This window comes from Pseudomonas sp. GW823-FHT02E01, assembly GCF_058797535.1.
In genome coordinates, this window is the sequence record NZ_JBXAJS010000001.1 from 163,568 (window position 1) to 188,049 (window position 24,482).

Here is a 24,482-nt window from a genome sequence, read left to right on the forward strand (position 1 = left end):
CAAACGACCATCCCGAATTACACAATCATTTCAACCCGGTACGCCTGTGCCACAGGCCCGATCAACTGTTGGTCGGCATCAACCCGGCCATGTTCTGGCGCCGACGATAAGCCGTATCACGGTTCGCCAGCCAGTAGTACAGCGGTGTGGTGACCACCAGCCCGACCAGCCACGATAAATCCGCACCATCAATGTGCACGGCCACGGGGCCGGTGTAGATCGGCGTGTTCATGAACGGGATCTGCACCACGATGCCGATGGCGTAGGCCAACAGCGCCTGCGGGTTGAAGCGGCCATAGATGCCGCCGTCGACGCGGAAGATCGAGGCGATGTCGTACTCACCCTTGTGGATCGCGTAGAAGTCGATGAGGTTGATCGCGGTCCACGGCACCAGCACCACCAGCAACGCCAGTACCAGGTCGACGAAATGCCCGATGAAATCCGCCGAGGCGCCGATGGCCGCCACGCAGCAACCGGCGAGGATGATCAGCGACAGTACCGCCCGGCTCGAAGCAGTCGGAATCCAGCGGTGGGCGAAGGTTTGCAGCAAGGTGATCACCGACAGCACGGCGCCATACAGATTCAGGGCGTTATGGCTGATCACGCTGAGCAGGAACAGCACCAGCATCAGCGGGCCGATGGCGCCGGTGGCGAGTTTCACCGCGTCCATGGTGTCCATGCCCACCGGCGTTGCCAGCACGGCGACGGCGCCGAACACGAAGGACAGGATTGAACCCAGCGAGGAGCCGAGGTAGGTCGCCCAGAACGTCGAACTGACTTTCACGTCTTTGGGCAGGTAGCGCGAGTAGTCGGACACGTAGGGCGCGAATGCGATCTGCCACAGCGCCGCCAGCGACACCGTGGCCAGCCAGCCGGAGATGTTGAAACTGCCACGGGTCAGGAAGTCATCGGTCTGCACGTGGGTCAGGATGTAGCCGAAACCGAGCACGATGCCGAGGCCCAGCACCCAGGTGCCGATGCGATTGAGCACGTGGATGAAGCGGTAGCCAATGATGCCGATGATCCCCGAGCCAAGGCCGCCAAGGACGATGCCGACCGACACCGGCACGCTCTCGACCACGCCATGCAGCGACTTGCCGGCCAGGACGATGTTGGAAGCGAAGAAACCGATGTACATCACGCCGGCAATCACCACCACCAGCAACGCGCCCAGCGAACCGAACTGAGCGCGACTCTGGATCATCTGCGGAATGCCCATCTGCGGGCCTTGCGCCGAGTGCAGCGCCATCAGCACACCGCCGACCAGGTGGCCGACAATGATCGCGACGATGCCCCAGACCAGATTCAGGTGAAACAACTGCACGCCAAGCGCGCCGGTAACGATGGGCAACGGCGCGATATTGCCGCCGAACCACAGGGTGAACAGATCTTTGACCTTTCCGTGGCGATCCTCAGGGGGGACGTACCCGATCGTGTGTTTCTCGATGAGCGGGGCGGATGAAGCGGTGGTGGACATGACGAACTCCAAGGCAAGGATGAGTACGTGTTCGTACTTCGGTGTGCGCGGGCATACCTGCGCATTTCTTGTTGGAGGCGATCATGGACAAAGAGCGAGAGGAGGAAAATTAGTTAATTTGTGCCTTTAAACCTTAAAAAAGATTGCGCGGTTTTCCGGAATAACCGGCAGAAAAAACCAATAAAAATAAAATACTGATCAGAACACCATGACAACTGAACGACGAAATCCCTGTGGGAGCGAGCTTGCTCGCGAAGACGGCGGCACATCCAACATCGATGTGACTGAAGTACCGCTTTCGCGAGCAAGCTCGCTCCCACAGGGGTTATGCGGTGCCTGTATCAGCGCGCAGCCCAAGCATTGAAGCGCTGCTCAAGTTCCTCGCCATGGTCAACCCAGAACTCCGCGTCCACGGCCCGCGCGCCGGCCAGGTTGGCCTCGGCGGTCGGCAGTTGGTCCTGCACATCCTTGGGCAGCAATGGCAGGGTCTGGCGATGCACCGGCCCGTAGGGGATGGTTTCCGAGAAGACTTTTTGCGTCTGCGGCTGGCTGGCAAAGGCGATGAAGTTTTCCGCCAGCGCCTTGTTCGGCGTGCCTTTGACCACCGCCCAGTATTCCGGGTCGTACAGGCTCTGCGGCCAGACGATGCTCAGTTTCATCCCTTCCTTCTGCGCCGAAGCGATCCGGCCGTTGTAGGCCGCGCTCATCACCACGTCACCGGCCACCAGCCATTGCGCCGGCTGCGCGCCCGCCTCCCACCACTGGATGTTCGGCTTGATCTGGTCGAGCTTGGCAAAAGCCCGCGTCACGCCTTGCGGGGTTTTCAAGACCTTGTACACGTCGTCCGCCTTGACACCGTCGGCCAGCAACGCGATTTCCAGGGTGTACTTGGCGCTCTTGCGCAGGCCGCGCTTGCCCGGGAAGTCGGCGACGTTCCAGAAGTCGGCCCAGGACTGCGGCGCCTTGGCCTGCTTGCTCTGGTCGTAGGCCATGACCATCGACCAGACATAGGTTGCGACACCACACTCGGTCAGCGCACCCGGCACGAAGTTCGCCGAATCACCGAAGCGTCCCGCATCGAGCTTCTCGAACAGGCCCTCTTCGCAGCCGCGCAACAGCTCGGGGCTTTCGACTTCCACCACGTCCCAGCTGGTGTGACCGGCGGAAACCATGGCCTTGATCTTCGACAGCTCGCCGTTGTACTCCCCGGCGATGATATTGCCCGCGCCGCTGGCGTTGAAGGGCTGGAAGTAGGCCTTATCCTGGGCCTGTTTGGTAGCACCACCGAAGGAAATAACGGTGAGGTCCTGGGGGGCCGCCCACACACTGGCACTCAACAACGCCAGGGCAAACGGAACACTGCAACGCAAGGATCTGGACATGGATCGCTTCCTCGGGGCTTGTCGGCCCGTTGTTGTTATGGGTGTTCGGATTCACTCAAGTAAGCCGCCAGGCGATCCATCAGGCGGTCACAGGCCGCCATCTGATCAACGCTGACAAATTCATCGGGCTTGTGCCCCTGGTCCATGCTGCCGGGACCACAGACCACCGACGCAATGCCGGCCTGATCGAACAGCCCGCCTTCGGTGCCAAAGGCCACGGTGCTGAACTCGTCGCTGCCGCACAGCTGGGCAATGAGGCGGGCCGCTGCACTGTCGGCGGGTGTCGCCAAGCCGGGATAGGCCGAGATTTTTTCAAAGCGGATACCGGTATCGGTGTCCACGGCCTGCATGGCCGGCAGCAACGTTTGTTCGGCGTAATCCTGCAACTCATCGACGACCACTTGTGGGGCGAAGTCCGGCAAGGCGCGGATCTCGAAATCGAAACGGCAGTCCGCTGGAACGATGTTCAGCGCCGTACCGCCCTGGATCACTCCGACCTGCACGGTCGAGAACGCAGGGTCGAAGCGCTTGTCGTGCAATTGCGGGCGAGCCAGTGTGGTGCCGATGTCACCCAGCCGACCGATCAGGCGCGCGGCCTGCTCGATGGCATTGACCCCATATGGCGCGTAAGCCGAATGACAGGCGGCGCCGCGCACGTGACACCGCATCGCCAGTTTGCCCTTGTGACCGAGCACCGGCTTGAGTTCGGTCGGCTCGCCGATCAAACACAGCGCTGGTGCCGGGATGCGTTGGGGCAGCACTTCCAGCAAGCCGCGCACGCCGAGGCAACCGACCTCTTCGTCATAGGAAAACGCCAAATGCACCGGGCGCTTTAAAGGGCTGGAGAGAAACATCGGCACAGCGGCCAGCACAGAAGCCAGATAGCCCTTCATGTCCGCGCTGCCGCGACCGTAAAGCTTGCCGTGCGCCTCGCTCAGGCAGAACGGTTCGACCGTCCAGGCCTGGCCGTCCACCGGCACCACGTCGGTGTGCCCGGACAACACGATGCCGCCAGCCACACGCGGGCCGACCGTGGCCAACAGATTGGCCTTGGTCCGCTCGGCGTTGTAGATCAGTTCGCAATCCACGCCCAGTTCGTGCAGGTAGTCGCGCACGAACTCGATCAGCTCCAGGTTCGAATCGCGGCTGACCGTGGCGAACCCGATCAATCGCGCGAGCATGGCGCGGCTGCGCAACTCACTCATCGCCGGGCACTCCATACGCGGGGGCCAGGGTCGGATTGAGGGCGCGGGTCAGATAGTCCTGCAATTGCGGCTCGTAGGCCGTCCACAGTTTGCCCAGCTCGCCAATCGGGTTTTCCTCGGCCCAGTCCACCCGCAGGTCGACAATCGGCCAGGTCAGGTCACCGACCACCGACAGCGCTGCCGAGTGCACCGCGCCGGCTTCGCCGCCAGCGTCCTGCCCGGCCTGCAACGCGCTCATCAGCCGGGTGGCGAGACAGCCTTCGCTGTTTTCGAACGCCGCGACCATCGCCTCGATCACCCCACTGTTGGCCAGCAGGTTGCCGGCCGCCACGCATTGGTCACCGGCCACAGCATTGTTGATGCCCAGGGCATGGTTGCCACTGAACACCGCCGTGCGCCCGTGGGCGTCCACCACCGCCACCTGGCGATATTGGCTGTAGCCGTTGCGGGTCAATGAGTGGTCCAGCGCCTGGGGCGGCGCCGAGCCGTTGGCCAGTTCATCGAGGATCTGCGGGCCGAGGGCCGGCAGCGTGATGTTCTGGCTCGACACCGCGCCGACACCGGCACGCAGCCACGGGCAGCGCGCGCCGACGGCAATGCTCGAAGAGCTGATGGCAATGCCCAGCTGGCCAGTCTCGGCGCAGCGACCCACGATGGAAAAAGTCATGGCGAATTCCTTATTCAGGGATGACAGCAATCACATCAATTTCCATCAGCCACTGCGGCTGGCCGAGGGCGCTGACCACAAGGCCCGTGGAAATCGGGAACACGCCCTTGAGCCACTTGCCGACCTCCTGGTACACCGGCTCGCGATAGCGCGGGTCGATCAGGTAGGTGGTGGTCTTGACGATATGGCTCAGGTCGCTGCCCGCCTCTTCCAGCAGTTGCTTGACGTTGCGCATGGCCTGCTCGGCCTGGGCGCGCGGATCACCGAGGCCCACCAGTTGGCCGTTGAAATCGGTGCCGACCTGACCACGCACATACACGGTGTTGCCGGCGCGCACGGCCTGGCACAAATCGTTGTCCAGCGTCTGGTTCGGGTAGGTGTCTTTGGTGTTGAACATGCGGATGCGGGTATGAGTAGGCATTAACGAACTCCCATGAGGCTGGCTTTGTGAATAGGTGCACGGGCGGCTTCGGCTTGACGCTGGGTCGCATCCCGGTAGTTGAGATAGGTGTGCTGTTTAACGATGTGGTCGGCGATGTGCTTGGCGTCGTGCCAAACGCCCCAGATAAACGCGGAGCCACGACGGGACTGCCAAGGCAACCCCACGAAATACACCCCCGGCTCGGCCGACACACCGCGCTGGTGCTGCGGCTTGCCGTTTTCCTTGAAGGCATCGACCTTCAGCCAGCTGTAATCGGTGGAGTAACCAGTGGCCCAGATAATCGTGGTGACGCCGGCCTTGAGCAGATCCAGCTCCAGGATTGGATTGGTCACGCAATCCGGGTCCGCCAGCATGGCCCGGGCTTCGGGTTCCAGCGGCAACTCCAGGCCATTGCGTTCGATGTAGGCGTCGGCCTTGTCGAGCAGTGCCAGATAGTTTTCATCGCCGCGCTGGATGTTGTCAGCGAGGTTGTTTTCGAAACTCACCACGGCGCCGTTGAACGCTTGGGTCAGGCCAACCAGGGTCATGCCTTGGTGAGCCAGCCGGCGGAAGTCCACGGTGTGGCCGCCACGGGCACCGCTCACGGCGATGGTCACGTGTTCCTTGCCCGGTTGCATGGCTTCGGCATCCCACTCGCCAAGCACCCCCAGCCACCAGCAGAAATCACGGTTGCGATAGGCTCGCGGCGGACGATCGTGGGCGCCCACCGACAGGTAGACCTGCTTGCCGGAACGTTGCAGTTCATCGGCGATCTGCACGCCCGAGGAACCTGCACCCACCACCAGCACCGCGCCTTCGGCCAGTTGCTGCGGGTTGTAGTATTGGGCGGAGTGAATCTGCGCGATGCCGGCGATTTGTGGGGCAATCGGCGGAATGGCCGGACGCTGGAACGGACCGGTGGCGACCACCACATGCCGGGCCTCGATCACGCCATCAGAGGTTTCAACGGTGAAACCGGGACGGTCGGTGTTACGTTCGACTTTTTTCACGTCCACGCCGGTACGGATCGGCGCGTTGAACTTGCGGGCGTAGGCTTCGAAGTACTCAGCCACCTGCTCTTTCCCGGCGAAGGCATCCGGGTCCAGACCGTCGAACTCCAGCCCCGGGAAGCGGTCGTGCCAAGCCGGGCCGTTGGCTACCAGCGAATCCCAGCGACCGGTGCGCCAGGCTTCGGCGATACGATTGCGCTCCACAACGAGGTGAGGCACACCGAGTTTGCTCAGGTGTTCACTCATGGCCACGCCGGCCTGGCCGGCGCCAACAACAAGCGTATCAATTTCGGTTTTATCAACTGTCATGGCTGTGCACTTCTGAAAGGTGGTTTGATTCAGGTCGGTCATGGCTGCCGCCTCGATTCTGATCACTGTTGTTCTTCTGCTGCGGCTATCGGTGTCAGGGTGTTGGCCGCATTCTGTTCGGAGCCGGGAAATAGCGAAATTATGTTTTTTGTGGTTGCTGGCGAGGAAAAAGCGTCGAGCCGACCGGTCGGCTGTGCAAGGTTGCGGGAGGCCTGATCCCGGCCTATGGTCCTAGCGATGCAATGCCGGCGATTGACGCCTGATGGCACAGCGCCGGTCGATGTCCACCCAGTGCGAATAGCGCAAGGAAGTGACGACATGACTGACAACTCCCGCCCTGCCGTGCTCGAACTGATCGGCAATACACCTCTGGTACGCGTCAGCCGATTCGATACCGGCCCGTGTACGCTGTTTCTCAAACTCGAATCCCAGAATCCCGGCGGCTCGATCAAGGACCGCATCGGTCTGGCGATGATCGACACCGCCGAACGCGATGGCCGCCTGCGCCCCGGCGGCACCATCGTCGAAGCCACCGCCGGCAACACCGGCCTCGGCCTGGCCCTGGTCGGCCGCGCCAAGGGTTACCGGGTGGTGCTGGTGGTGCCGGACAAGATGTCCACCGAGAAGGTCTTGCACCTCAAGGCCATGGGCGCCGAGGTGCACATCACCCGCTCCGACGTCGGCAAGGGCCATCCCGAGTATTACCAGGACGTCGCCGCACGGCTGGCAGCGGAAATTCCCGATGCGTTCTTCGCCGACCAGTTCAACAACCCGGCCAACCCGCTGGCCCACGAATGCAGCACCGCGCCGGAGATCTGGGCACAAACCCAGCATGATGTGGACGCCATCGTCGTCGGCGTCGGTTCGGCCGGCACCCTCACCGGGCTGACCCGTTTCTTCAAACGAGTACAGCCGGACCTGGAAATGGTCCTGGCCGACCCGGTCGGTTCGGTGATGGCCGAATACAGCCGCGGTGGCACCCTCCCCACCCCCGGTTCCTGGGCGGTGGAAGGCATTGGCGAAGACTTCATCCCGTCGATTGCCGACCTGTCCAGCGTGCGCCACGCCTATTCGATCAGCGACGAAGAAAGCTTTGATCACGCCCGCCAACTGCTGCGCGCCGAAGGGATTCTCGGCGGTTCGTCGACCGGCACCTTGCTGGCGGCGGCGTTGCGTTACTGCCGCGAACAGACCCAGCCGAAACGGGTGGTCAGCTTCGTCTGCGACACCGGTACGCGTTACCTGTCGAAGGTCTACAACGACCAGTGGATGAACGATCAGGGCCTGCTGCAACGCAAGCACTACGGCGACCTGCGCGACCTGATCGCGCGGCGCTTCGAGGATGGCCGAGTGATCAGCGTCGGCCCGGATGACACGCTACTGACGGCTTTCCAGCGCATGCGCCTGGCGGATGTCTCGCAGCTGCCGGTGCTGGTGAAGGGGCAGCAACTGGTCGGCGTGATCGACGAGTCCGACATCCTGCTGGGCGTGCATGAAGACGTTGCGCACTTTCGCAGGGCCGTCTCCAGCGCCATGACCGACAAACTGCAAACCCTGTCCCCCAATGCCACCCTGGCTGAACTAGAAGCCGAGCTGGGCCGTGGACTGGTAGCGATCATCCAGGATGCCTCGGGCTTTCACGGCCTGATTACCCGAACCGACATGCTCAACCATTTGCGGAGATCCCTGCCATGAGTCAACAGGATAAAAACGCCCCGCCACAGGGCTTCGCGACCCGGGTGATCCACGCCGGGCAAGCGCCGGACCCTTCGACCGGGGCGTTGATGCCGCCGATCTACGCCAACTCCACCTACCTGCAACAGAGCCCCGGGGTGCACAAAGGCCTGGACTACGGGCGTTCGCACAACCCGACGCGATGGGCGCTGGAACGCTGCGTGGCCGACCTCGAAGGCGGCACCCGGGGCTTTGCCTTCGCCTCGGGGCTAGCGACCATTTCCACGGTGCTCGAACTGCTCGACGCCGGCTCGCACATCGTTTCGGGCAACGACCTGTACGGCGGCACCTTCCGCCTGTTCGACAAGGTGCGCCAGCGCAGCGCCGGGCACCGCTTCAGCTTCGTCGACCTTACCGACCTGGCGGCGTTCGAGGCGTCCCTGCAAGACGACACACGAATGGTCATGGTCGAGACCCCGAGCAATCCGCTGCTGCGCCTCACCGACCTCACCGCCATCGCCCGCACTTGCCGCGCCCGCGGCATCATCTGCGTGGCCGACAACACCTTCGCCAGCCCGTGGATCCAGCGCCCGCTGGAGCTGGGCTTCGACATCGTGCTGCACTCGACCACCAAATACCTCAACGGTCACTCCGACGTGATCGGCGGTATCGCCGTGGTCGGGCAGAACGCCGAACTGGCCGAGCGCCTGGGCTTCCTGCAAAACGCCGTCGGCGCCATCGCCGGCCCGTTCGATGCCTTCCTCACCCTGCGCGGCGTGAAGACCCTGGCGCTGCGCATGGAGCGGCATTGCAGCAACGCACTGGAGCTGGCGCAGTGGCTGGAGCGCCAGCCACAAGTCTCACGGGTCTACTACCCTGGCCTGCCGTCGCACCCGCAATACGAACTGGCCCAGCGGCAAATGCGCGGTTTCGGCGGGATGATCTCCCTCGACCTCAACAGTGACCTGGCCGGTACCAAACGCTTCCTTGAAAGCGTGCAGATCTTCGCCCTGGCCGAAAGCCTGGGCGGCGTGGAAAGCCTGATCGAACACCCGGCAATCATGACCCACGCCACCATCCCGCCCGATACCCGCGCGGAACTGGGGATTGGCGATGGGTTGGTGCGGTTGTCGGTAGGGGTTGAGGACGTCGAGGACTTGCGGGCCGATCTGGCGCAGGCGTTGGCAAGGATGTAAATCACCTGAATGTTGAGACACTGCAAAACCTGTGGGAGCGAGCTCGCTCGCGATGGACTCAAGAGCGCCGCGTTCAGTCAGTAAACACGCGGCATCGTTAACGACCATCGCGAGCAAGCTCGCTCCTACAGGTTTTTTTAGGCCATCACTCCTGTTGCAACGCTGGTCAAGCACGCAAGAGCCCCTATAATCGCGCCATTTTCGTCTACCCTCACGAAGCGTCGTGCAGCAATCAGCTTGTGCGGGGCGCATCGACATTTTTCCGCTATTGAACCGGAGAACTTCCATGCTCAAACGTACCCTGGCATTGGCCGTCGGCCTGACCCTATCCTTTTCCACCCTGCTGGCACAGGCCGCCGACACCCTCAAGGTCAGCGCCATTCCTGATGAAGCCCCCACCGAATTGCTGCGCAAGTTCAAGCCCCTGGGCGAGTATCTCGAGAAGCAACTGGGCATGAAGGTCGAGTTCGTGCCGGTGTCCGACTACCCGGCGGTGGTCGAGGCGCTGGCCACCGACCGTATCGACATGGCCTGGCTGGGCGGCTTCACCTTCGTGCAGGCGCGACTGAAAACCGGCAATGCCATTCCACTGGTACAGCGTGAGCAGGACGCCCAGTTCACCAGCAAATTCATCACCGCCGACCCGGCCGTCAAGTCGCTGGCCGACCTCAAGGGCAAGTCCTTTGCCTTCGGATCAGTGTCTTCCACGTCCGGCAGCTTGATGCCGCGCTACTTCATGCTGCAGGACGGCATCAAGCCGGAAACCTACTTCAGTCGCGTCGGTTACTCGGGCGCCCACGACGCCACGGTCGCCTGGGTTCAGGCTGGCAAAGTGGACGCCGGCGTACTCAATGCCAGCGTCTGGGAAAAACTGGTCAAGGCCGGCAAGGTCGACACCGACAAGGTCAAGGTCTTCGCCACCACACCGGCCTATTTCGACTACAACTGGACCGTGCGCGGCACCCTCGACCCGGCCCTGGCTGGCAAAATCAAGGCGGCATTCCTCGCGCTCGACCCGGCCAACCCGGAGCAAAAAGCGATTCTGGACCTGCAAGCCGCCAGCCGCTTCATCGAGACCAAGCCTGAGAACTACAAGGGCATCGAGGAAGCCGCGCGCGCTGCCGACCTGCTGAAATGACCTTGCACCTGAACCGGGTCAGCCTCACCCACGGCAACGGCGTGCGTGCGCTGCATGAGGTCGACCTGCACATCGGCGCCGGTGAGCAAGTCGCAATCATCGGCCCGTCCGGTGCCGGCAAGTCGAGCCTGCTCAACGTGCTGGCCACCGCCCTGCGCCCGGACAACGGCGCGGTCGAGGTACTCGGCGAACACGCCTGGCAGCTTGGCGCGCGTCGGCGTCAGCAACTGCGGGCGCGTATCGGCCTGGTGCATCAGGCACCACCCCTGCCCCCCCGGCAACGGGTGGTCACGGCGGTGCTGGCCGGAAAGCTGGGGCAATGGGGTTTTGCCAAAAGCCTGTTGAGCCTGTTGCATCCGGTGGATGTTCCAGGCGCGCGGGCGGCACTGCTCAAGCTGGACCTGGGTGACAAGCTGTTCGCCCAGTGCCAGCAATTGTCCGGCGGCCAACTGCAGCGCGTGGGCATTGCCCGGGTGCTGTACCAGGCGCCAGAAGTGCTGCTGGCCGATGAGCCGGTGTCGGCGATGGACCCTGTGCTGGCCGGGCACACCCTGTCAGTTCTCTGCCGCCATGCCCGGGAACACCAGGTGACGCTGGTCGCCAGCCTGCATGCGGTGGAACTGGCCCTGGCGCACTTCTCGCGCATCATCGGATTGCGTGAAGGGCAGATCCTGTTCGATCTTTCCGCCAGCGACGTCGACCACGATTTGCTCGACAAGCTCTACGCCAACGAGCAACTGCTGTCGCCGCCCGCGCCGGTGGCGCCCTTGAGCCTGCAGATTCCACGATGCTGACCCGCGATACACGAGACCCGGCCACCCTGCCCCGCCTGTTGCTCAGTTTGTTGGCGCTTGCCCTGTTGTGGCCCGGTATTCATTTCAGCGAACTGGACCTGGGTGTGCTGCTCCAGGCTGACAGCCAGAGTGAAATGGGCCGGTTTGTCTCGGCCTTCTGGCCACCGGCCCATGGCGAAGAGTTCCTCCAGTTACTGTGGCAAGCCACGTTGCAAACCCTGGCCATCGCCACCGCCGGCATGGCCCTGGCCTTGCTATTGGCCATCCCCGCCAGCCTGCTGGCCAGCCGGGCGCTCTCGTTGTCGGCGGCTTCGCGCAGCGGTCGCCCGAGCGCCTTGGGCCGGTTGTTGCGCTGGCCGGTGCGCGGGTTGCTGATCTTCCTGCGCAGCGTGCCGGAAATCGTCTGGGCCTTGCTGTTCGTGCGCGCCGTCGGCCTTGGCCCGACGGCCGGGGTGCTGGCCATTGCCATCACCTACAGCGGCATGCTGGGCAAGGTCTACGCGGAAATTTTCGAGTCGGTCGACCAGCGCCCAGCCCACTCACTGATGCAAGCCGGCAGCAGCCGGTTGGCGGCGTTCTGCTACGGCATCCTGCCCAATGTCGCGGCGGAGCTGCTGTCGTACACGGTATATCGCTGGGAATGCGCGATCCGCGCGTCGGTGGTGATGGGCTTCGTCGGCGCCGGCGGGCTGGGCCAGCAGATCGATTTGTCGTTGCGCATGTTCGCCGGTGGTGAAGTGGCGAGCATGTTGCTGACCTTTTTCGTCCTGGTGCTGTTCGCCGATCAGATCAGCCGCCTGTTGCGCTGGAGGTTCGCATGAATCGCCTTTTCAACCTGCTGCTGATCCTCTGTATCTGCGCGGCGGTCGTGGCCTCGTTCAGCTACCTGGGCATCGACCTCGGCGAACTGACGGGCAGCGGTAACCTGAAGCAGATGGGCGCCTACGTGCTGCGTTTTCTCAGCCCGGACCTGAGCGCCGGCCATCTGCAAGCCATCGGCCGCGGCGCCGTGGAAACCATGGCCATGTCGGCCCTCGGCACTCTGCTCGCGGCGGTATTCGGCCTGGTGCTGGCTTTACCGGCGGCCGGTCGTTTCGGTTGGCCGCTGCAGAGTGCGTCGCGCCTCGTGCTTAACGCCCTGCGCGCCATTCCCGAACTGGTGTGGGCCGCGCTGATGGTGCTGGCAGCCGGACTCGGCCCCAACGCCGGGACCCTGGCATTGGCGATGCACACCACCGGGGTGCTGGGTCGATTGTTCGCCGAAGCGCTGGAAAACACCCCGCCGCAACCGGCCGAAGCCATCCGTCTGCAGGGCGGCAACGTCGTCTGGGCCTTCTGTTATGGCACCCTGCCCAACCTGTTTCCACAGCTGCTGGCGTACATCCTGTACCGCTGGGAAAACAACATCCGCATGGCCAGCGTGCTGGGTTTTGTCGGTGCCGGCGGTTTGGGGCAGATGCTCTATGTCAGCCTCAGCCTGTTCCAGGAGGCCCAGGCTAGTACTGTGATCCTGGCGATGTTGGTGCTGGTGTTTGCGGTTGATGGGTTGAGTAGTTGGAGTCGGCAGCGTTGGGTTAAGGCGTGATGGGGGATTGCATGGATTTGCTCACCTGATTGCATTCGAGCTGAGCAACCATTTGTATGGAGTTGACTACCACGTTTTATGGCTATGACCGACAGAAAACGACCCAAAGCTGACGGTGGCGACAGGCAGAAATCGGTTGATTCTGTTAAAAAAGTCGACCATGGTTTTCGCAGCAAAAAACAACCCGACCTATTCGCCGCGATGGCTTTCCATGTCGGCAATGACCTGTGCAGATACGTCGAACACAAGGCGGTGGTTGCCGAACAGATCGTCCTGATCCGATACGAGATCGACGGCGACATGCCCGCAGTTGAACATCAGCAATAGTTGACCGCCGTCCGGCAGCGGGACGATACGAATAGCTTCGGCTTCATCTGTGGTCGAGATGATGGCTTTGGCGATAAGCAGACGGGTGTGTGAATCAATCGAAAGAGTAGGCATGGTAGCTACTCCGCTTTAGCGAGTATTTCTCAAGCGCCCCCGCAAGTAGGATTAAATCGGCGCACCTTTGAGTGTAGCCCACGCGCACAGACTGCATAGAGGGATCAGGATCGGCGACCGGCAGAGAACGACCCATAGCTGTCGGTCTTTACATTCGTAAAAACAGAGGAGAATCATCAGTGTTTTCCGGGCACTGTCTAGGGTGCTAGTGTTGGACTCCAATGAAGTAGGGGCAGGTGATTTTCATGAGTGATTTTGGATGGGCACTCGTTCTAAGTTTCGTATTGGTCGTTGGCGCGGCAAGGATGTTCACTCGGCGAACGGGTAGGCGTTTGAATGCGGTACAGGCGATATTGCCTGTGCCGGTTTCGTTCTTGTTAGCAGCAGTTTTCGTATTAATAGGGCGGATTTTTGATTAGAGCTGAACAAACAGTGATTTTGGCCTGTTCCTGCCTGTCGCTAGGGGCTGCAACCGACCCATTGCGGACGCTCAAGCAATAGGGCACGGACTTACTTTTTTCACTTTCCCTCCATGTCTGGCTAGTTGTCGCTCCCCCGGCCAGCCACGCGAACCATCTGTTGCCCCATCGGAATCAGCAGAATCAATCCCGGCCCCTTGACCTGCCAGAAGCACCCGAATTGGCGAGTTGGTACACACTACCTCGCGCTCGTAGTCGCGCAGAATCCGGAAGGCCGAGACCACCAACACGTGGAACAGCGCTATCAGCGCGCCAAAACCCAATTCGCCAAACATGATTAATCTTCTAGCGGTGGAGTTTCATCCTGCACAGTGACGTCCAGCAGCACGCCCTTGCGTGCCACCACCCGGACCTGTTGGCCCAGGCGCAGGGGCGAGTTACTCCGCACTTGCCATTTTTCGCCTTGCAGTTGCACCCAGCCACTCATCGGCAGGCCCGGCAGCAGCCCCGTCACCGTGGCCAGGCTGCCGACCAGACCCGCATCGCCGCTGACCAGGGCGCGGCGTCGGGCCTTAAGCGCCATGCCGACCAGCGTCATCAGCAACAGGGCACTAGTCAGTGCCATGCCGATGATCAGCGTCAACGGAATGCCGAAGCCCGGCACATCGGTGTCCATCAAAATCACTGCGCCGACTACAAAGGCAACCACCCCACCGAAGCCGATTACACCGAAACTCGGTAGAAACGCCTCGGCGATCATAAAGGCCAGCCCCAGCAGAATGAGCCCGACCCCGGCGTAATTCACCGGCAACAGTTGCAGGGCATACAGCCCCAGCAACAGACAGATGCCACCGAGTACCCCACCGACGCCCGACCCCGGGCTCATGAATTCGAACATCAGGCCATAGACCCCGATCATGATCAGCAGCAAGGCCACACTGGGGTTGGTGATCACCGCCAGCAGTTGCGTGCGCCAATCAGGCGCATGGTCGATGAGAGTAGCCCCGGCGGTGCTCAGTTTCAGCGTTTGACCGGCGACATTCAGGCTCTTGCCGTCCAGTTGCTTGAGCAGCTCCGCCACGTCATTGGCCACATAATCGACCACCTTGAGTCTGAGTGCTTCGTCGGCAGACAGGCTGGCCGATTCGCGTACCGCTTGTTCGGCCCAGTCGGCATTGCGTCCGCGCAATTGCGCAAGGCCACGGATGTAAGCCGCCGCATCGTTGATCTGTTTGCGAGTCAGGGTGTCCAGCGGCTCGGGCGGGGAGTTCTTGTCGGTGGTAGGTGGGCGCGGCGGTTCGGGCGCGGTTCCGGGCAGGCCGCCGATCTGCACCGGCGAAGCGGCGCCCAGGTTGGTGCCCGGGGTCATGGCGGCAATGTGGCTGGCATACAGGATATAGGTGCCGGCGCTGGCCGCGCGTGCGCCACTGGGGGCGACGAAACTGGCCACTGGCAGGGGGCTGGCCAGAATCGCCTTGATGATCAAGCGCATCGAAGTGTCCAGCCCACCGGGAGTGTCGAGGTTGATGACCACCAACTGTGCGCCCTCGGTCACCGCACGCGTCAGGCCGCGCACCACGTAGTCGGCACTGGCTGGACCAATGGCATCGTTGACGGTCAGGACCACGACACTGCCCGCGGCCGTCGCCGAACCCGTCGGTAATCCGACCAGTATCATCAGCAAGAGCAGGCGGCACCACCAGTGACTGTTCACGGCCCCTCCCAGTTGCCGGTTCGGCAGCCTGCAACTTTCACTTAAAGCGTAGTTGAGTCAGCCAGGGTTTCACCGGGATGAGTGGAGACGGAGGCATCAGTCGCCTTTGTAGAGGAGATTGTGATGCAGAACGGCACCGATTATGAGGGTGGCCGCCAAATCGTAATGGGCTCACTGGGAGGCATCCCGATCGGACGACCCGCTAAACCAAGGGAAGTAGCCGATCTCATCACATTCCTCGTCTCGCCGCTTGCAAGCTCCATTACTGGTACTGAATACGTCATCGATGGTGGATACTCCGTCTGGTGCAAGGATAGCAATACGGGGTCAGGTTTTGCCTTTTGCATAATAGCGATGGCAAAAGACAAGACCTGACCCTGAGGTTTCACAGACTTTCTGCACTGATCCGCCGTGCCTAGGAATGCGGCGACCCCGGCCACTCTACTCGGCCTGGCCCGCTTGCAACTTGCGACCCCGCAGCGGTATCGCCCGTCATTCTGCGGCAAAGCAGTACAGCAGCCCCGCCCCGCCCGAGCCGGCCAGGGCTTCGCTGCTGCAGCCACGCGAGGGGTGCGAGGAGTTCCACGAGCGTGCCGCCGCATCGTCACGCAGTCCTATTCGGTCATGATGACCGACCTGGGCCGTCCCTTCGCCGCTGCTGGTCCAGTTGCTGCAGGTATGGTCATCGCTACCGGCGAACGCAGTTCCGTCCGCCTGCGAGCCGGTGAGGATGTCGTGCATGTTCGGCGTGTCGCCGCGCCCCTTAACCAGCGCCCCGTGTTCGTCCAGGGCCATTTCCTTGGTCAGTTGGTTGTCGCCGTGCAGTTGCGCGACGTCGCGGGCGATGACGACCCCCTTGGCGTTTTGCCAAGGGCCCTGGCCGATGCGATCACGGGCATTGACCGCTCCCGCACTGCCGACGGCACTGGTGCTGAGGTAAGCACGCCAGGTGTGCTGGCCCGCCCCGACGGCGGAGGCCAGCGTCTGGCAGTGCCTATCGGCGCCGCTCAGACCACCTAGATCGGCGCCCTTGCCCATGCCGAGGCTAGTGACAAAGAAGGTCATGTCCGTTTGCTGGGCCTGACTGGCGAAACTGCAGGCTATTGCCAACAGGGCAGTCGGTAAGGTGAGAGTGAAAGTCGTGATGTGCATGTGCAGTCCTCCTGCGGGAACACGGCCTCCAAGATGGAATATGACCGAGAAATTGAGCCTAGACGACGCCGGTTACCGACACACAGCCGCGGTTCAACCTTCCGTCCTCATGTATTGCTTGAGTGCGCGGCTCGCAGTTTGGCGAGCCGGCGTTGGATGCAGGATGCGGTAAGGCTCAATCCACTTGGGGCGCTCTAGGGGCTTCGACACTTTTTCGACACGGCCCCGGGGAGCCAGAAAGCAAAAACCCCCGATCTCTTTCGAAATCAGGGGTTTTCGTATTTCTCAAAGCAATGCGGGGTCAGGTCTTGCCTTTTGCATAATAGCGATCGCAAAAGACAAGACCTGACCCTGAGGTTTCAAGGTAGCTGTACGGCTTGGAGTAGAGGGTGTGGTCGAGGTCGCGGCACCACTCGGCCTAGACGATCTCTTTAACCTTGTCGTCCGACCTACGGTAAAGTTCCGAGCAGATAAACGGCAGGTCTATCTGAACCGCCTGCGCTCAAAAAACTGGCTCGCAACCTGGCCGGATCTGAAGGTTCTCCCGATAGGCCGAAACGTTTCAGCTTCGAAGTTTCATGCCCGTTTCGGATCGTTAGCCGCCATTCCCGAACGTCCGCTTCTGGCCGATTTCTGCCTTCCTCGACCGGCTGAAATCGACCCGACATTCGGAGTAATAAAATAAATCAGTCCCCTTTCCCCTTCTGGTTTCGCGACTCGGCATGCTCACGCCATCCCCCGGCGTGAGCATGCGCCGATCACTCAGGTAAAGGCGAAGTCCGCCTCGGTGATCGCGGCCTGTGGGACGCCGGTCAAGGTGATGCTTCCCACATCCGGCTGGCCAGTGACGGTAATGAATGCCTCACCGAACTGTTCTCCAATATCGAGACTCGCGAAGGTGAAACCGCTAGTGCTCAGGTCGATCAGGTCAGTGCCGTCCTCGAAGTCGAAGATGGTGTCCGTTCCCCACACCGCACCGAACTGGAACTTGTCCGCACCGAGGCTCGGCTCGAAGAAAACGTCACCGACCATGAAGTCGTCGACACTGCTGCTCACCAATACGTCGGCGCCTACGCCGCCTTCCATGACGGCGCCGCTGGCGCCCGCGGTCAGGGTGTCGTTGCCGGCGTCACCGTCGAGGTTGGACTGGAAGCCGAAGGGGTCGTCGCCCCCGAACAGCTGGTCGTCGCCATCGCCGCCACTGGCATTGGCGAATTCCTGGACGATCAGGGTGTCGTTGCCGGAACCGCCGAGCAGCTCGTCGAAGCCCAGGCCGCTATCGATGACGTCGTCACCGCTGCCGCCGTCGAGGAAGTCGGCTCCTTCCAGGCCGAAGATCTGGTCATTACCGCCCAGGCCGAAGATGCGATCGTCGCCATCGGTGCCGGTGAGCACATCATTCCCCTCGGTGCCGGCGGTGATGAGGCTCGTGTTACGACCGAAGTCGCCCGCCGTCAGGTTGTGCGTGCCCTGCAGGCGCAGGGTGAAGTCGAGGCTGTCGAGCACACCGTCGTCGTTTTCGTCGGCGATCAGCCAGGTGTTGCCCTGGCGCAGGCTGTAGAACAGGTCGGTCACGCCGTTGCCACCACCCACCAGCACCGCGCCCAGTTGCGGATTGACGTTGAACTGGCCGCGGAAGAAGAACTCATTGTTGAGTTCCAGGGTGTCGCCGCCCACTACGCCTGCGCCCTGGAAGTCGACCAGGGTATCGAAGGTGGCGAAGGGCGAGCTGGGGTTGAAGCCGGTGAAGAACTCGAACTCGTCGTCGCCGGCACCACCGGTGAGACTGTCCTGGCCACCTTCACCCATGATCAGGTCGTTGCCGGCGCCGCCATTGAGCATGTCGTTGCCGGGGCCGGCGAACAGTTCGTCGTTGCCGTCTTCGCCGAAGATCTGGTCATTGCCGTCGCCGCCGAAGAAGTCGTCGTTGCCCACGCCGCCATTGAGGATGTCGTTGCCGTCGTCGCCGTCGAGGGTGTCGTTGCCTTCGCCGCCATTGACGACGTCGTTGCCTGCGCCGCCGGACAGAGTGGTGTCGTTGCCGGCGCCACCGTTGATGATGTCGTTGCCCTCATTGCCGGTCAGAAGGTCGCGGTCGGCGCCACCATTGATAATGTCATTGCCGGTGCCGCCGGAGATCCGGTCGATGCCCGCGTCACCGTTCAGGGTATCGTTACCGTCGCCGCCATTGATGATGTCGTTGCCGCCATTGCCGTTGATCACATCGCCGCCGCCCAAGCCGAAGATGGTGTCGGGATCGTTGGTGCCATTGATCACGTCGCCGCCTTCAGTACCGCGCAGGACGAAGGCGGTGGTGCCGAAGTCGCTCCTGGTCAGGTTGTGGATGCCGTCCAGCTGCACAGCGAAGTCAGTGGCGTCGAAGATGCCGTTGTCGTTGGAGTCAGCGAACAGCAGGGTGCTGGCGGCGCCAAGGGCGAAGAAGACTTCGGTGAAGCCGTTATTGCCGAAGCCGAGGCTGGTTCCCACCGTGGGTACGTCGTTGCGGACGCCCTGGAAGACCAGGCGGTTGGGGAAGCTGGAGAGCCGCAGGATGTCGCCGCCGACCTGACCTGCACCTTCGAAGTCGGTGACGCGGTCCTGGCTCAGGGAGCTGGACTCGTTACCGGTTTCCACGGTCCAGAAGTAGCTGTCGATGCCGGCACCGCCGGTGAGGATATCGGCGCCTGATCCGCCGTCGAGAGTATCGTTGTCGTTGCCTCCGAGAAGTGTGTCGTTGCCGAGGTCGCCGAAGAGGTCATCGTTGCCGTCACCGCCGTCGACATTGTCGTTGCCGCCAAGGGCAAACACGCTGTCGTTGCCGGCCAGGCCGGTTATTTGGTCGTCTTCCTCGGTGCCGAGCAGAAAGTCATCACCCAGGGTGCCAGGGATAGTAGCCATGGTTCTACCCTCCGTTGATGGAGATGGTATGCGTGAACTGCGTTACAGCGGGTTGAGGCTAATTAGACAACTCCAAGGGATCGCAAGTGCGCCACTTTGACCTGACCGTTTATCGCGAATGCAGCCGCGTGTTGATGAGCCCTGTAGCATTCGCCAACCCTCCACCGCTGCAACATGGCTAGCTCCAGAGTTCCAGGGCAGGAGGGGTTGAAAAGCGGTTATTGCCCGGTGAAGTAATGAAATATTGAGAAACACATAAGTCTTCCTTGAGTGAACTTTCACAAAGTTCTCCCATACAGTACTGTCCACGCAAAAAACCCTTCCTGCGATTCAACACAGGAAGGGTTTTTTGTTTACGGCCGATCAGTCTTTAGACTGGCTCAACTTGGTGAACAGTTCGGTCGGTACTTTCTTGCCGTTGGAAGTGAACTGGTTGGTGCGGAACTTGTACACCTCACCTTCGGACAGGAAACCATCACCGTTGGTGTCCATCGCCTTGAATTCCTCAGTGCCCTTGGGCGCCACTGCCAGCAGTTCCTTGAGCGACACGCGGCCGTCATCATCGGTGTCGGTGCGCGCGAAAGAAGCATCGCCGCACTTGCCTTCACCGCACTTGCCCTCGGCCTGGGTCTTTTGCGCGCCGGCTTCGCTGGCACCGCACTTGCCTTCGCCACACTTGCCTTCGCTGGTCTTTTCCGCAGAGGCCAGTTGATAGCCCTGAGGCAAGGCTTCAGCGGAAAACGCAGTGGAAGCGAAGTTGATACCGCCGACCAGTGCAACAGCGAGCAGGCCAATACGGGTTTTGTTCGACTGGATACGAGACATGTTGATACTCCGGATCATTTGCGCGGCTGGACCACTATTGGTCGTGCCACAAGGGTTGATAAACCTGGTTGCGAGCTGCGTTGTGCCTCTCGCTTTGGCAGGTCCATTTGGCCCCAGTGGTGTATCCCGGCTGTATCCGTAAAGCGCTGGTTTTGTATGGCCGTACGAAGATGTGGCGCCCTGATACACGGCGATACAACAAAAGCCTCAAGCTTCTAGAGTTCATTGACGACCTAGACCTTACAACTCAAGGAGCGTTAAGCATGAACGGCAAACGTATAGCAGCGGGATTGAGTCTTTTGTTCGCGCTCAGTGGTGCGTGCCTGGCGGCGCCGGGCACCATCAGGTTTCAAGGCAGCATTGTGGAGCCGGGCTGTCAGTCACGCGTGGGTACGCACGGCACATTCGAACTTTACCAATGCCCGGCCCAGAGTCGCGCGATGGGGATTGAGGCAGACGCCATCGCGCCAACCGCCAGTGTGAGCGCCGTTGGTCAATCCAGCGTCAACGTCAAACTGCTCGCTGACAGTGGTCGGGAAGGTCGCTATTTCGATCAGCAGTATGCGTTGGTGGATGATGCAGGCTCCCCTGTCCGCTCGGGGAGCTACCTGATTACCCTCAGCATTCCCTGACAACTGAGCCGGGCCGATGTTGGCTGAGGCTTACACTGAACCCGTGGCGAGGGGGCTTGCCCCCGTTGGGTTGCGAAGCGGCCCCCGCTTTTCTTCAGTCAGATAGTGCAGGCAGGTTTTGCGACGGCTTCGCCGCCGAGCGGGGCGGTGCGGCGTTCCGACAAGCCCCCTCGCCACAAATGTCATGACACTACTATTGCGAAGGTGAGGCTTAGTTCGGGTCCAGCAACCCGCCGCTCCAGTTACGCGACACCCGGCTGCCGGTGAATTTCGCCACGCCCATGCCCTGGGGTATCAGGCGGTCGCGATAGCGCGTCACCAGGCGCCCCGCTTGTTCGGCGTGCAACACCACTTCGGAAGACGGATCGCCCGGGCGCCCGAGAATCCGCGCAAAGCGCTGGCCTTCTTCGACGAAATCCCCCAGCTCTTTTTCGAAGATCAGCACCCCGGGTTGCGGGGCGATGATGGTTTCCATGTGGCCCATTTCCACGGCTTCGACGGGCCATTCTGCAGGCATCACTGACTCATCGATGACACCGCAACCGCACAGCCAGTTGTACAGCCCTGCGGCATCCTGTTCGGCAAAACGGTCGCTGACATCGCCCTGCCCGCGCAGCTCCAGGGTCGCAGCCATGCGCCCCGCTGTGACTCCGTCGCGTATCCATGGGGCAATAATGGTTTCCTCGAAGGAGCCATCGCCGCCGTCATCCCAGATGATCGCCACGTCCATCTTCATCGCCGCCGCCAGTTCGCGGCCACGGGGCCAGAAACTGCGGTGCACGTACAGGTACGGTAGCGCCTCGTCGTCGGTGTGCAGGTCAAGCATCACATCGGCCGTGGCGGCCAGTTGCACCAGTTTCTTTTGCCATTGCTGAACGCAGGTCGAAGGTCGCGCCATGGCCGTCGACTGGTCGAACGAGCGATTGAAGTTATGCCCGGTGGCGTCGTGATAACGGCCAAGGATCCGCCCCTGGCGAAACTGCCCGATGCCCAGCGGATTGGCCTGCGGCACCACGGTGATGTTGCCTTTGAGCCGGCCCTGGGTTTCGGCGGTGTGCAGTCGTTGCATCAGCAGGTGCAGGACCAGCATCCCGGCGATTTCATCGGCGTGTACGCCGGCTTGCAGGTGCACGTTTGGCCCGCTGCCGTCGCCTGCATAACGCCAGGCACCGACCCGCACGGCATCGCCATTGTTGTTGCGAACACTGAACGAAATATCCTGCGGCATTGGCTTCCCTCCCGTCATGAATGCTGAAAAACGTGGTATCGCTGCTGTAGCTGGTGATTGAACAGACGTTCAACTAAGCTCGGAATCGTGGAACCTCACCCAAGGACAACCCTGTGACAACCGATGCCCCGAAAAACCGCCGCGCCGAACCCGATGACCGTCGCGAAATGCTGGTGGCCGCCACTCTGCGTTGCCTGGGCCGCGACGGTCATGCCGGGATTTCCGTACGGCGCATTGCCACCGAAGCCGGCGTGTCCGTGGGGTTGCTCAACCACCATTTCGGCAGCATCGAGGCGCTGATCGCCGACACCTATCAGCGGCTCGCTAGCGAACTGACCACTGCCCTGCTCCAGGAAATCGAGCAGGCCCAGACACCCGCGCAAAAGATCGATGCCTTCCTGGAAGGCTCGTTCTCGCCCAGGGTCATGGACCCGAAACTGCTCGGCGTGTGGGTGGTGTTCTGGAGCCTGATCCGTCACTCCGAACACGTCAGCCAGTCCCACGAAAAAAGTTACCGCGCCTACCTCGACCTGATCCGCCAGTTGCTCGACGGGCTGGCCGCCAGCGAAGGCTTCGTGATTCACGACACCCGCCTGGCCGCCATCGGCTTATCGGCGATGCTCGACGGGCTCTGGCTCGAGTGGTGCCTGAACCCCGAGACCTTCAGCGCCGCCAACGGACTCCACATCTGCCGTTGCTGGATAAAGGGGCTGCGTCACGGAGCATTCAGCACCGACGACATCCTGTGAAGAATGCCGGCCGAAGATCATCGCCAGGGTGCCGCTGACGGCGATCAGCCCGGCGCCGATCATCAGCGACATGTCCATCAGCGTGCCCCAGACCAGGCTCGACAGCGCGAACGCCCAGATCAGCCCGGTGTATTCGAACGGCGCGAGCAGGGTCGCGGTGGCGCGGCGGAAACTGGCGAACAACAGGAACTGGCCGATGCCACCCACCAGGCCGGCGCCGAGCATGCCCAGCCAGGCGGGCGTCGGTGATGGCGTGTGGGTCCACGGCAGGGCAACCGCCATGCAAATCACGAACACCACGTTGGTGATCAGCATCTGCTCCAGCACTGATGTCTGCTCATCCACCTGACGCAGCTGGATATAGGTAAACGCCCAGCACATCGCCGCCAGCAGGGTCAGGACGATCGGCAACGGATCGGTCATGTTGTCGGGGCGACAGGCAATGACCACCCCGACAAAACCGATGATCAGGCTGAACCACTGCCAACCGCTGGCGCGCTCCTTGAGGATCACCGCGGCCAGCACCGTGACCATGATCGGCGCGGAAAAATACAGGGTGGTCATCTCGGCCAGGGTCAGGTCCCTGGCCGCCGTGTAGTACAGCACCCAGGCGACGATCGACAGCAAACCGCGCACCACCAGCAAGCGCCGGCTCGGTGAACGCCACGCCCGCTGGATCAGGCGCAGGCGCCCCGCCAGCAACACCGCGGCGACCACCACCAGGCTGCGCCAGAACAGGATGGTCACCACTGAATAATCGGCCACCAGCCATTTGATGACCGCGTCCTGCAAGGCCAGGAACGCGTAGCCCAGGGTGCACAGGCCAATGCCCTGCAGCGAGCGGTCAACCGTTGGCGAACTCATCAGGCTGACCTGCGCACGGGCGTCCCGCGCCGTTCGGCAAAGGCAAACAGCGCCTCGATCAGGAACGTCAGGCAGACGTAGACGGCGGCCACCAACAACAAGGGTTCGTACACCTGCAGGGTCTGCGCGCGGACCACGTTGGCGGCGCCGAGCAGGTCGATCACGGCGATGGTCGAGGCCAGTGCCGTGGACTTGAGCAGCATCACGGTTTCCCCGGCCAGGGTCGGCAACAGCAGGCGCAGGGCTCGGGGCAAGCGCACTCGCAACAACGACTGGCGCGCCGTCATGCCAAAGGCCGAGGCGGCTTCCATCTCACCCTTGGGCACCGCCAGCAGGCCACCGCGAATCACTTCGCCGACATAGGCCCCCATCGACACCACCAGGGCGAACACGATGTACCAGTAGCCATCACGCAGGTACGGCCAGAGAAAGCTGCCACGAATCAGCGGGAACTGGGCAAACAGGCTGCCCAGCCCGTAGTAGTAGATGTAGATCTGGATCAGCAACGGCGTGCCGCGCGTCACGCTGGTGTAGAACAGGCTGACCTTGGCGATCACCTTGTTTTTCGAAATCCGTGCCAGCGCCACCAGCACCGCCAGCAGGTAACCGAACACACTCGATACCAACAGAATGACGAGGGTGGTTTGCAGCCCCCGGCCCAACAGTGCCGCGTATTCAACTATCCACGCTGGAATCATTTCA

21 protein-coding genes and 4 pseudogenes are annotated in these 24,482 nt (G+C 62.0%); 10 read left to right on the plus strand and 15 right to left on the minus strand.

What is annotated here, in order from left to right:
* Positions 1–61 precede the first annotated feature (61 nt).
* From AC1RDQ_RS00710 to AC1RDQ_RS00735, 6 genes are all read right to left on the minus strand, one after another.
* Positions 62–1,477: a purine-cytosine permease family protein gene (locus tag AC1RDQ_RS00710; protein ID WP_090456237.1), complete on the minus strand. Its 1,416-nt coding sequence runs from the start codon at positions 1,475–1,477 to the stop codon at positions 62–64.
* Between the two features lie 341 nt (positions 1,478–1,818).
* Positions 1,819–2,859, minus strand: coding sequence for an ABC transporter substrate-binding protein (locus AC1RDQ_RS00715; RefSeq protein ID WP_090456239.1), 1,041 nt, complete (start codon positions 2,857–2,859; stop codon positions 1,819–1,821).
* Between the two features lie 35 nt (positions 2,860–2,894).
* On the minus strand, positions 2,895–4,064 hold the full coding sequence (gene argE, locus AC1RDQ_RS00720; RefSeq protein WP_492585917.1) for an acetylornithine deacetylase: 1,170 nt from the start codon (positions 4,062–4,064) through the stop codon (positions 2,895–2,897).
* The gene (locus AC1RDQ_RS00725; protein ID WP_090456242.1) at positions 4,057–4,731 is read right to left on the minus strand and encodes a DUF1028 domain-containing protein; all 675 of its coding nucleotides are present in this window, start codon (positions 4,729–4,731) and stop codon (positions 4,057–4,059) included. The genes argE and AC1RDQ_RS00725 overlap by 8 nt, the downstream gene beginning before the upstream one ends.
* A 10-nt stretch (positions 4,732–4,741) precedes the next feature.
* Positions 4,742–5,152, minus strand: a complete 411-nt coding sequence (locus tag AC1RDQ_RS00730) for a RidA family protein (protein ID WP_003201555.1) — start codon at positions 5,150–5,152, stop codon at positions 4,742–4,744.
* Positions 5,152–6,513, minus strand: coding sequence for a flavin-containing monooxygenase (locus tag AC1RDQ_RS00735; protein WP_492585919.1), 1,362 nt, complete (start codon positions 6,511–6,513; stop codon positions 5,152–5,154). The genes AC1RDQ_RS00730 and AC1RDQ_RS00735 overlap by 1 nt, the downstream gene beginning before the upstream one ends.
* 276 nt (positions 6,514–6,789) lie before the next feature.
* Here AC1RDQ_RS00735 and AC1RDQ_RS00740 point away from each other — a divergent pair, with 276 nt between their 5' ends.
* The 6 genes from AC1RDQ_RS00740 to phnE all read left to right on the plus strand — a co-directional run bounded on the left by AC1RDQ_RS00740 (position 6,790) and on the right by phnE (position 12,858).
* The gene (locus AC1RDQ_RS00740) at positions 6,790–8,166 is read left to right on the plus strand and encodes a pyridoxal-phosphate dependent enzyme (RefSeq protein ID WP_102671909.1); all 1,377 of its coding nucleotides are present in this window, start codon (positions 6,790–6,792) and stop codon (positions 8,164–8,166) included.
* Entirely contained in the window at positions 8,163–9,341 is a 1,179-nt protein-coding gene (locus AC1RDQ_RS00745) for a trans-sulfuration enzyme family protein (RefSeq protein ID WP_492585920.1), read from the plus strand. Before AC1RDQ_RS00740 ends, AC1RDQ_RS00745 begins: the two co-directional genes overlap by 4 nt.
* A 286-nt stretch (positions 9,342–9,627) precedes the next feature.
* Complete coding sequence (locus AC1RDQ_RS00750; protein ID WP_090456250.1) at positions 9,628–10,479, plus strand: putative selenate ABC transporter substrate-binding protein; 852 nt, start codon at positions 9,628–9,630, stop codon at positions 10,477–10,479.
* A complete protein-coding gene (locus AC1RDQ_RS00755) occupies positions 10,476–11,273 on the plus strand; it encodes a phosphonate ABC transporter ATP-binding protein (RefSeq protein ID WP_492585922.1) in 798 nt (265 codons plus the stop codon). Before AC1RDQ_RS00750 ends, AC1RDQ_RS00755 begins: the two co-directional genes overlap by 4 nt.
* Entirely contained in the window at positions 11,267–12,094 is an 828-nt protein-coding gene (locus AC1RDQ_RS00760) for a PhnE/PtxC family ABC transporter permease (protein ID WP_090456254.1), read from the plus strand. The genes AC1RDQ_RS00755 and AC1RDQ_RS00760 overlap by 7 nt, the downstream gene beginning before the upstream one ends.
* On the plus strand, positions 12,091–12,858 hold the full coding sequence (gene phnE / locus AC1RDQ_RS00765; RefSeq protein WP_218497774.1) for a phosphonate ABC transporter, permease protein PhnE: 768 nt from the start codon (positions 12,091–12,093) through the stop codon (positions 12,856–12,858). Before AC1RDQ_RS00760 ends, phnE begins: the two co-directional genes overlap by 4 nt.
* A 189-nt stretch (positions 12,859–13,047) precedes the next feature.
* Here phnE and AC1RDQ_RS00770 read toward each other — a convergent pair whose 3' ends face one another.
* From AC1RDQ_RS00770 to AC1RDQ_RS00780, 3 genes and pseudogenes are all read right to left on the minus strand, one after another.
* Positions 13,048–13,299, minus strand: a complete 252-nt coding sequence (locus AC1RDQ_RS00770; RefSeq protein ID WP_492585924.1) for a hypothetical protein — start codon at positions 13,297–13,299, stop codon at positions 13,048–13,050.
* A gap of 564 nt (positions 13,300–13,863) precedes the next feature.
* Positions 13,864–14,053, minus strand: a pseudogene (locus AC1RDQ_RS00775) (slipin family protein); the annotation flags it as partial.
* A gap of 2 nt (positions 14,054–14,055) precedes the next feature.
* Positions 14,056–15,432, minus strand: a complete 1,377-nt coding sequence (locus tag AC1RDQ_RS00780; RefSeq protein ID WP_492585926.1) for an NfeD family protein — start codon at positions 15,430–15,432, stop codon at positions 14,056–14,058.
* Positions 15,433–15,483: 51 nt separating this feature from the next.
* On the opposite strand from AC1RDQ_RS00780, the pseudogene AC1RDQ_RS00785 reads away from it, so the two are divergent.
* Positions 15,484–15,726 (plus strand): annotated as a pseudogene (locus tag AC1RDQ_RS00785) (SDR family oxidoreductase); the annotation flags it as partial.
* Between the two features lie 198 nt (positions 15,727–15,924).
* On the opposite strand, the gene AC1RDQ_RS00790 reads toward AC1RDQ_RS00785, so the two are convergent.
* Positions 15,925–16,584, minus strand: a complete 660-nt coding sequence (locus tag AC1RDQ_RS00790) for a hypothetical protein (RefSeq protein ID WP_090456259.1) — start codon at positions 16,582–16,584, stop codon at positions 15,925–15,927.
* A gap of 364 nt (positions 16,585–16,948) precedes the next feature.
* Between AC1RDQ_RS00790 and AC1RDQ_RS00795 the strand changes: the two are divergent.
* Positions 16,949–17,128, plus strand: a pseudogene (locus AC1RDQ_RS00795) (nucleotidyltransferase family protein); the annotation flags it as partial.
* Between the two features lie 218 nt (positions 17,129–17,346).
* Here AC1RDQ_RS00795 and AC1RDQ_RS00800 read toward each other — a convergent pair.
* Together AC1RDQ_RS00800 and AC1RDQ_RS00805 are read right to left on the minus strand one after the other, a co-directional pair.
* The gene (locus AC1RDQ_RS00800) at positions 17,347–19,482 is read right to left on the minus strand and encodes a calcium-binding protein (RefSeq protein WP_492585928.1); all 2,136 of its coding nucleotides are present in this window, start codon (positions 19,480–19,482) and stop codon (positions 17,347–17,349) included.
* A gap of 363 nt (positions 19,483–19,845) precedes the next feature.
* Positions 19,846–20,307: an HvfA family oxazolone/thioamide-modified RiPP metallophore gene (locus AC1RDQ_RS00805; protein WP_492585930.1), complete on the minus strand. Its 462-nt coding sequence runs from the start codon at positions 20,305–20,307 to the stop codon at positions 19,846–19,848.
* Positions 20,308–20,570: 263 nt separating this feature from the next.
* On the opposite strand from AC1RDQ_RS00805, the gene AC1RDQ_RS00810 reads away from it, so the two are divergent.
* Complete coding sequence (locus AC1RDQ_RS00810) at positions 20,571–20,939, plus strand: type 1 fimbrial protein (RefSeq protein WP_340317033.1); 369 nt, start codon at positions 20,571–20,573, stop codon at positions 20,937–20,939.
* 211 nt (positions 20,940–21,150) lie between these two features.
* Here AC1RDQ_RS00810 and AC1RDQ_RS00815 read toward each other — a convergent pair whose 3' ends face one another.
* Positions 21,151–22,167 carry a M14 family zinc carboxypeptidase gene (locus tag AC1RDQ_RS00815; protein ID WP_492585932.1) on the minus strand — a complete coding sequence of 339 codons (1,017 nt, stop codon included), beginning with the start codon at positions 22,165–22,167 and terminating at the stop codon, positions 21,151–21,153.
* Positions 22,168–22,334: 167 nt separating this feature from the next.
* On the opposite strand from AC1RDQ_RS00815, the pseudogene AC1RDQ_RS00820 reads away from it, so the two are divergent.
* Positions 22,335–22,820: pseudogene (locus AC1RDQ_RS00820) on the plus strand (TetR family transcriptional regulator C-terminal domain-containing protein); the annotation flags it as partial.
* Here AC1RDQ_RS00820 and AC1RDQ_RS00825 read toward each other — a convergent pair.
* Entirely contained in the window at positions 22,776–23,780 is a 1,005-nt protein-coding gene (locus AC1RDQ_RS00825; protein ID WP_489338722.1) for a DMT family transporter, read from the minus strand. The pseudogene AC1RDQ_RS00820 and the gene AC1RDQ_RS00825 overlap by 45 nt on opposite strands.
* Entirely contained in the window at positions 23,780–24,478 is a 699-nt protein-coding gene (locus AC1RDQ_RS00830; RefSeq protein ID WP_154908666.1) for an ABC transporter permease subunit, read from the minus strand. Before AC1RDQ_RS00830 ends, AC1RDQ_RS00825 begins: the two co-directional genes overlap by 1 nt.
* Positions 24,479–24,482: the final 4 nt, after the last annotated feature.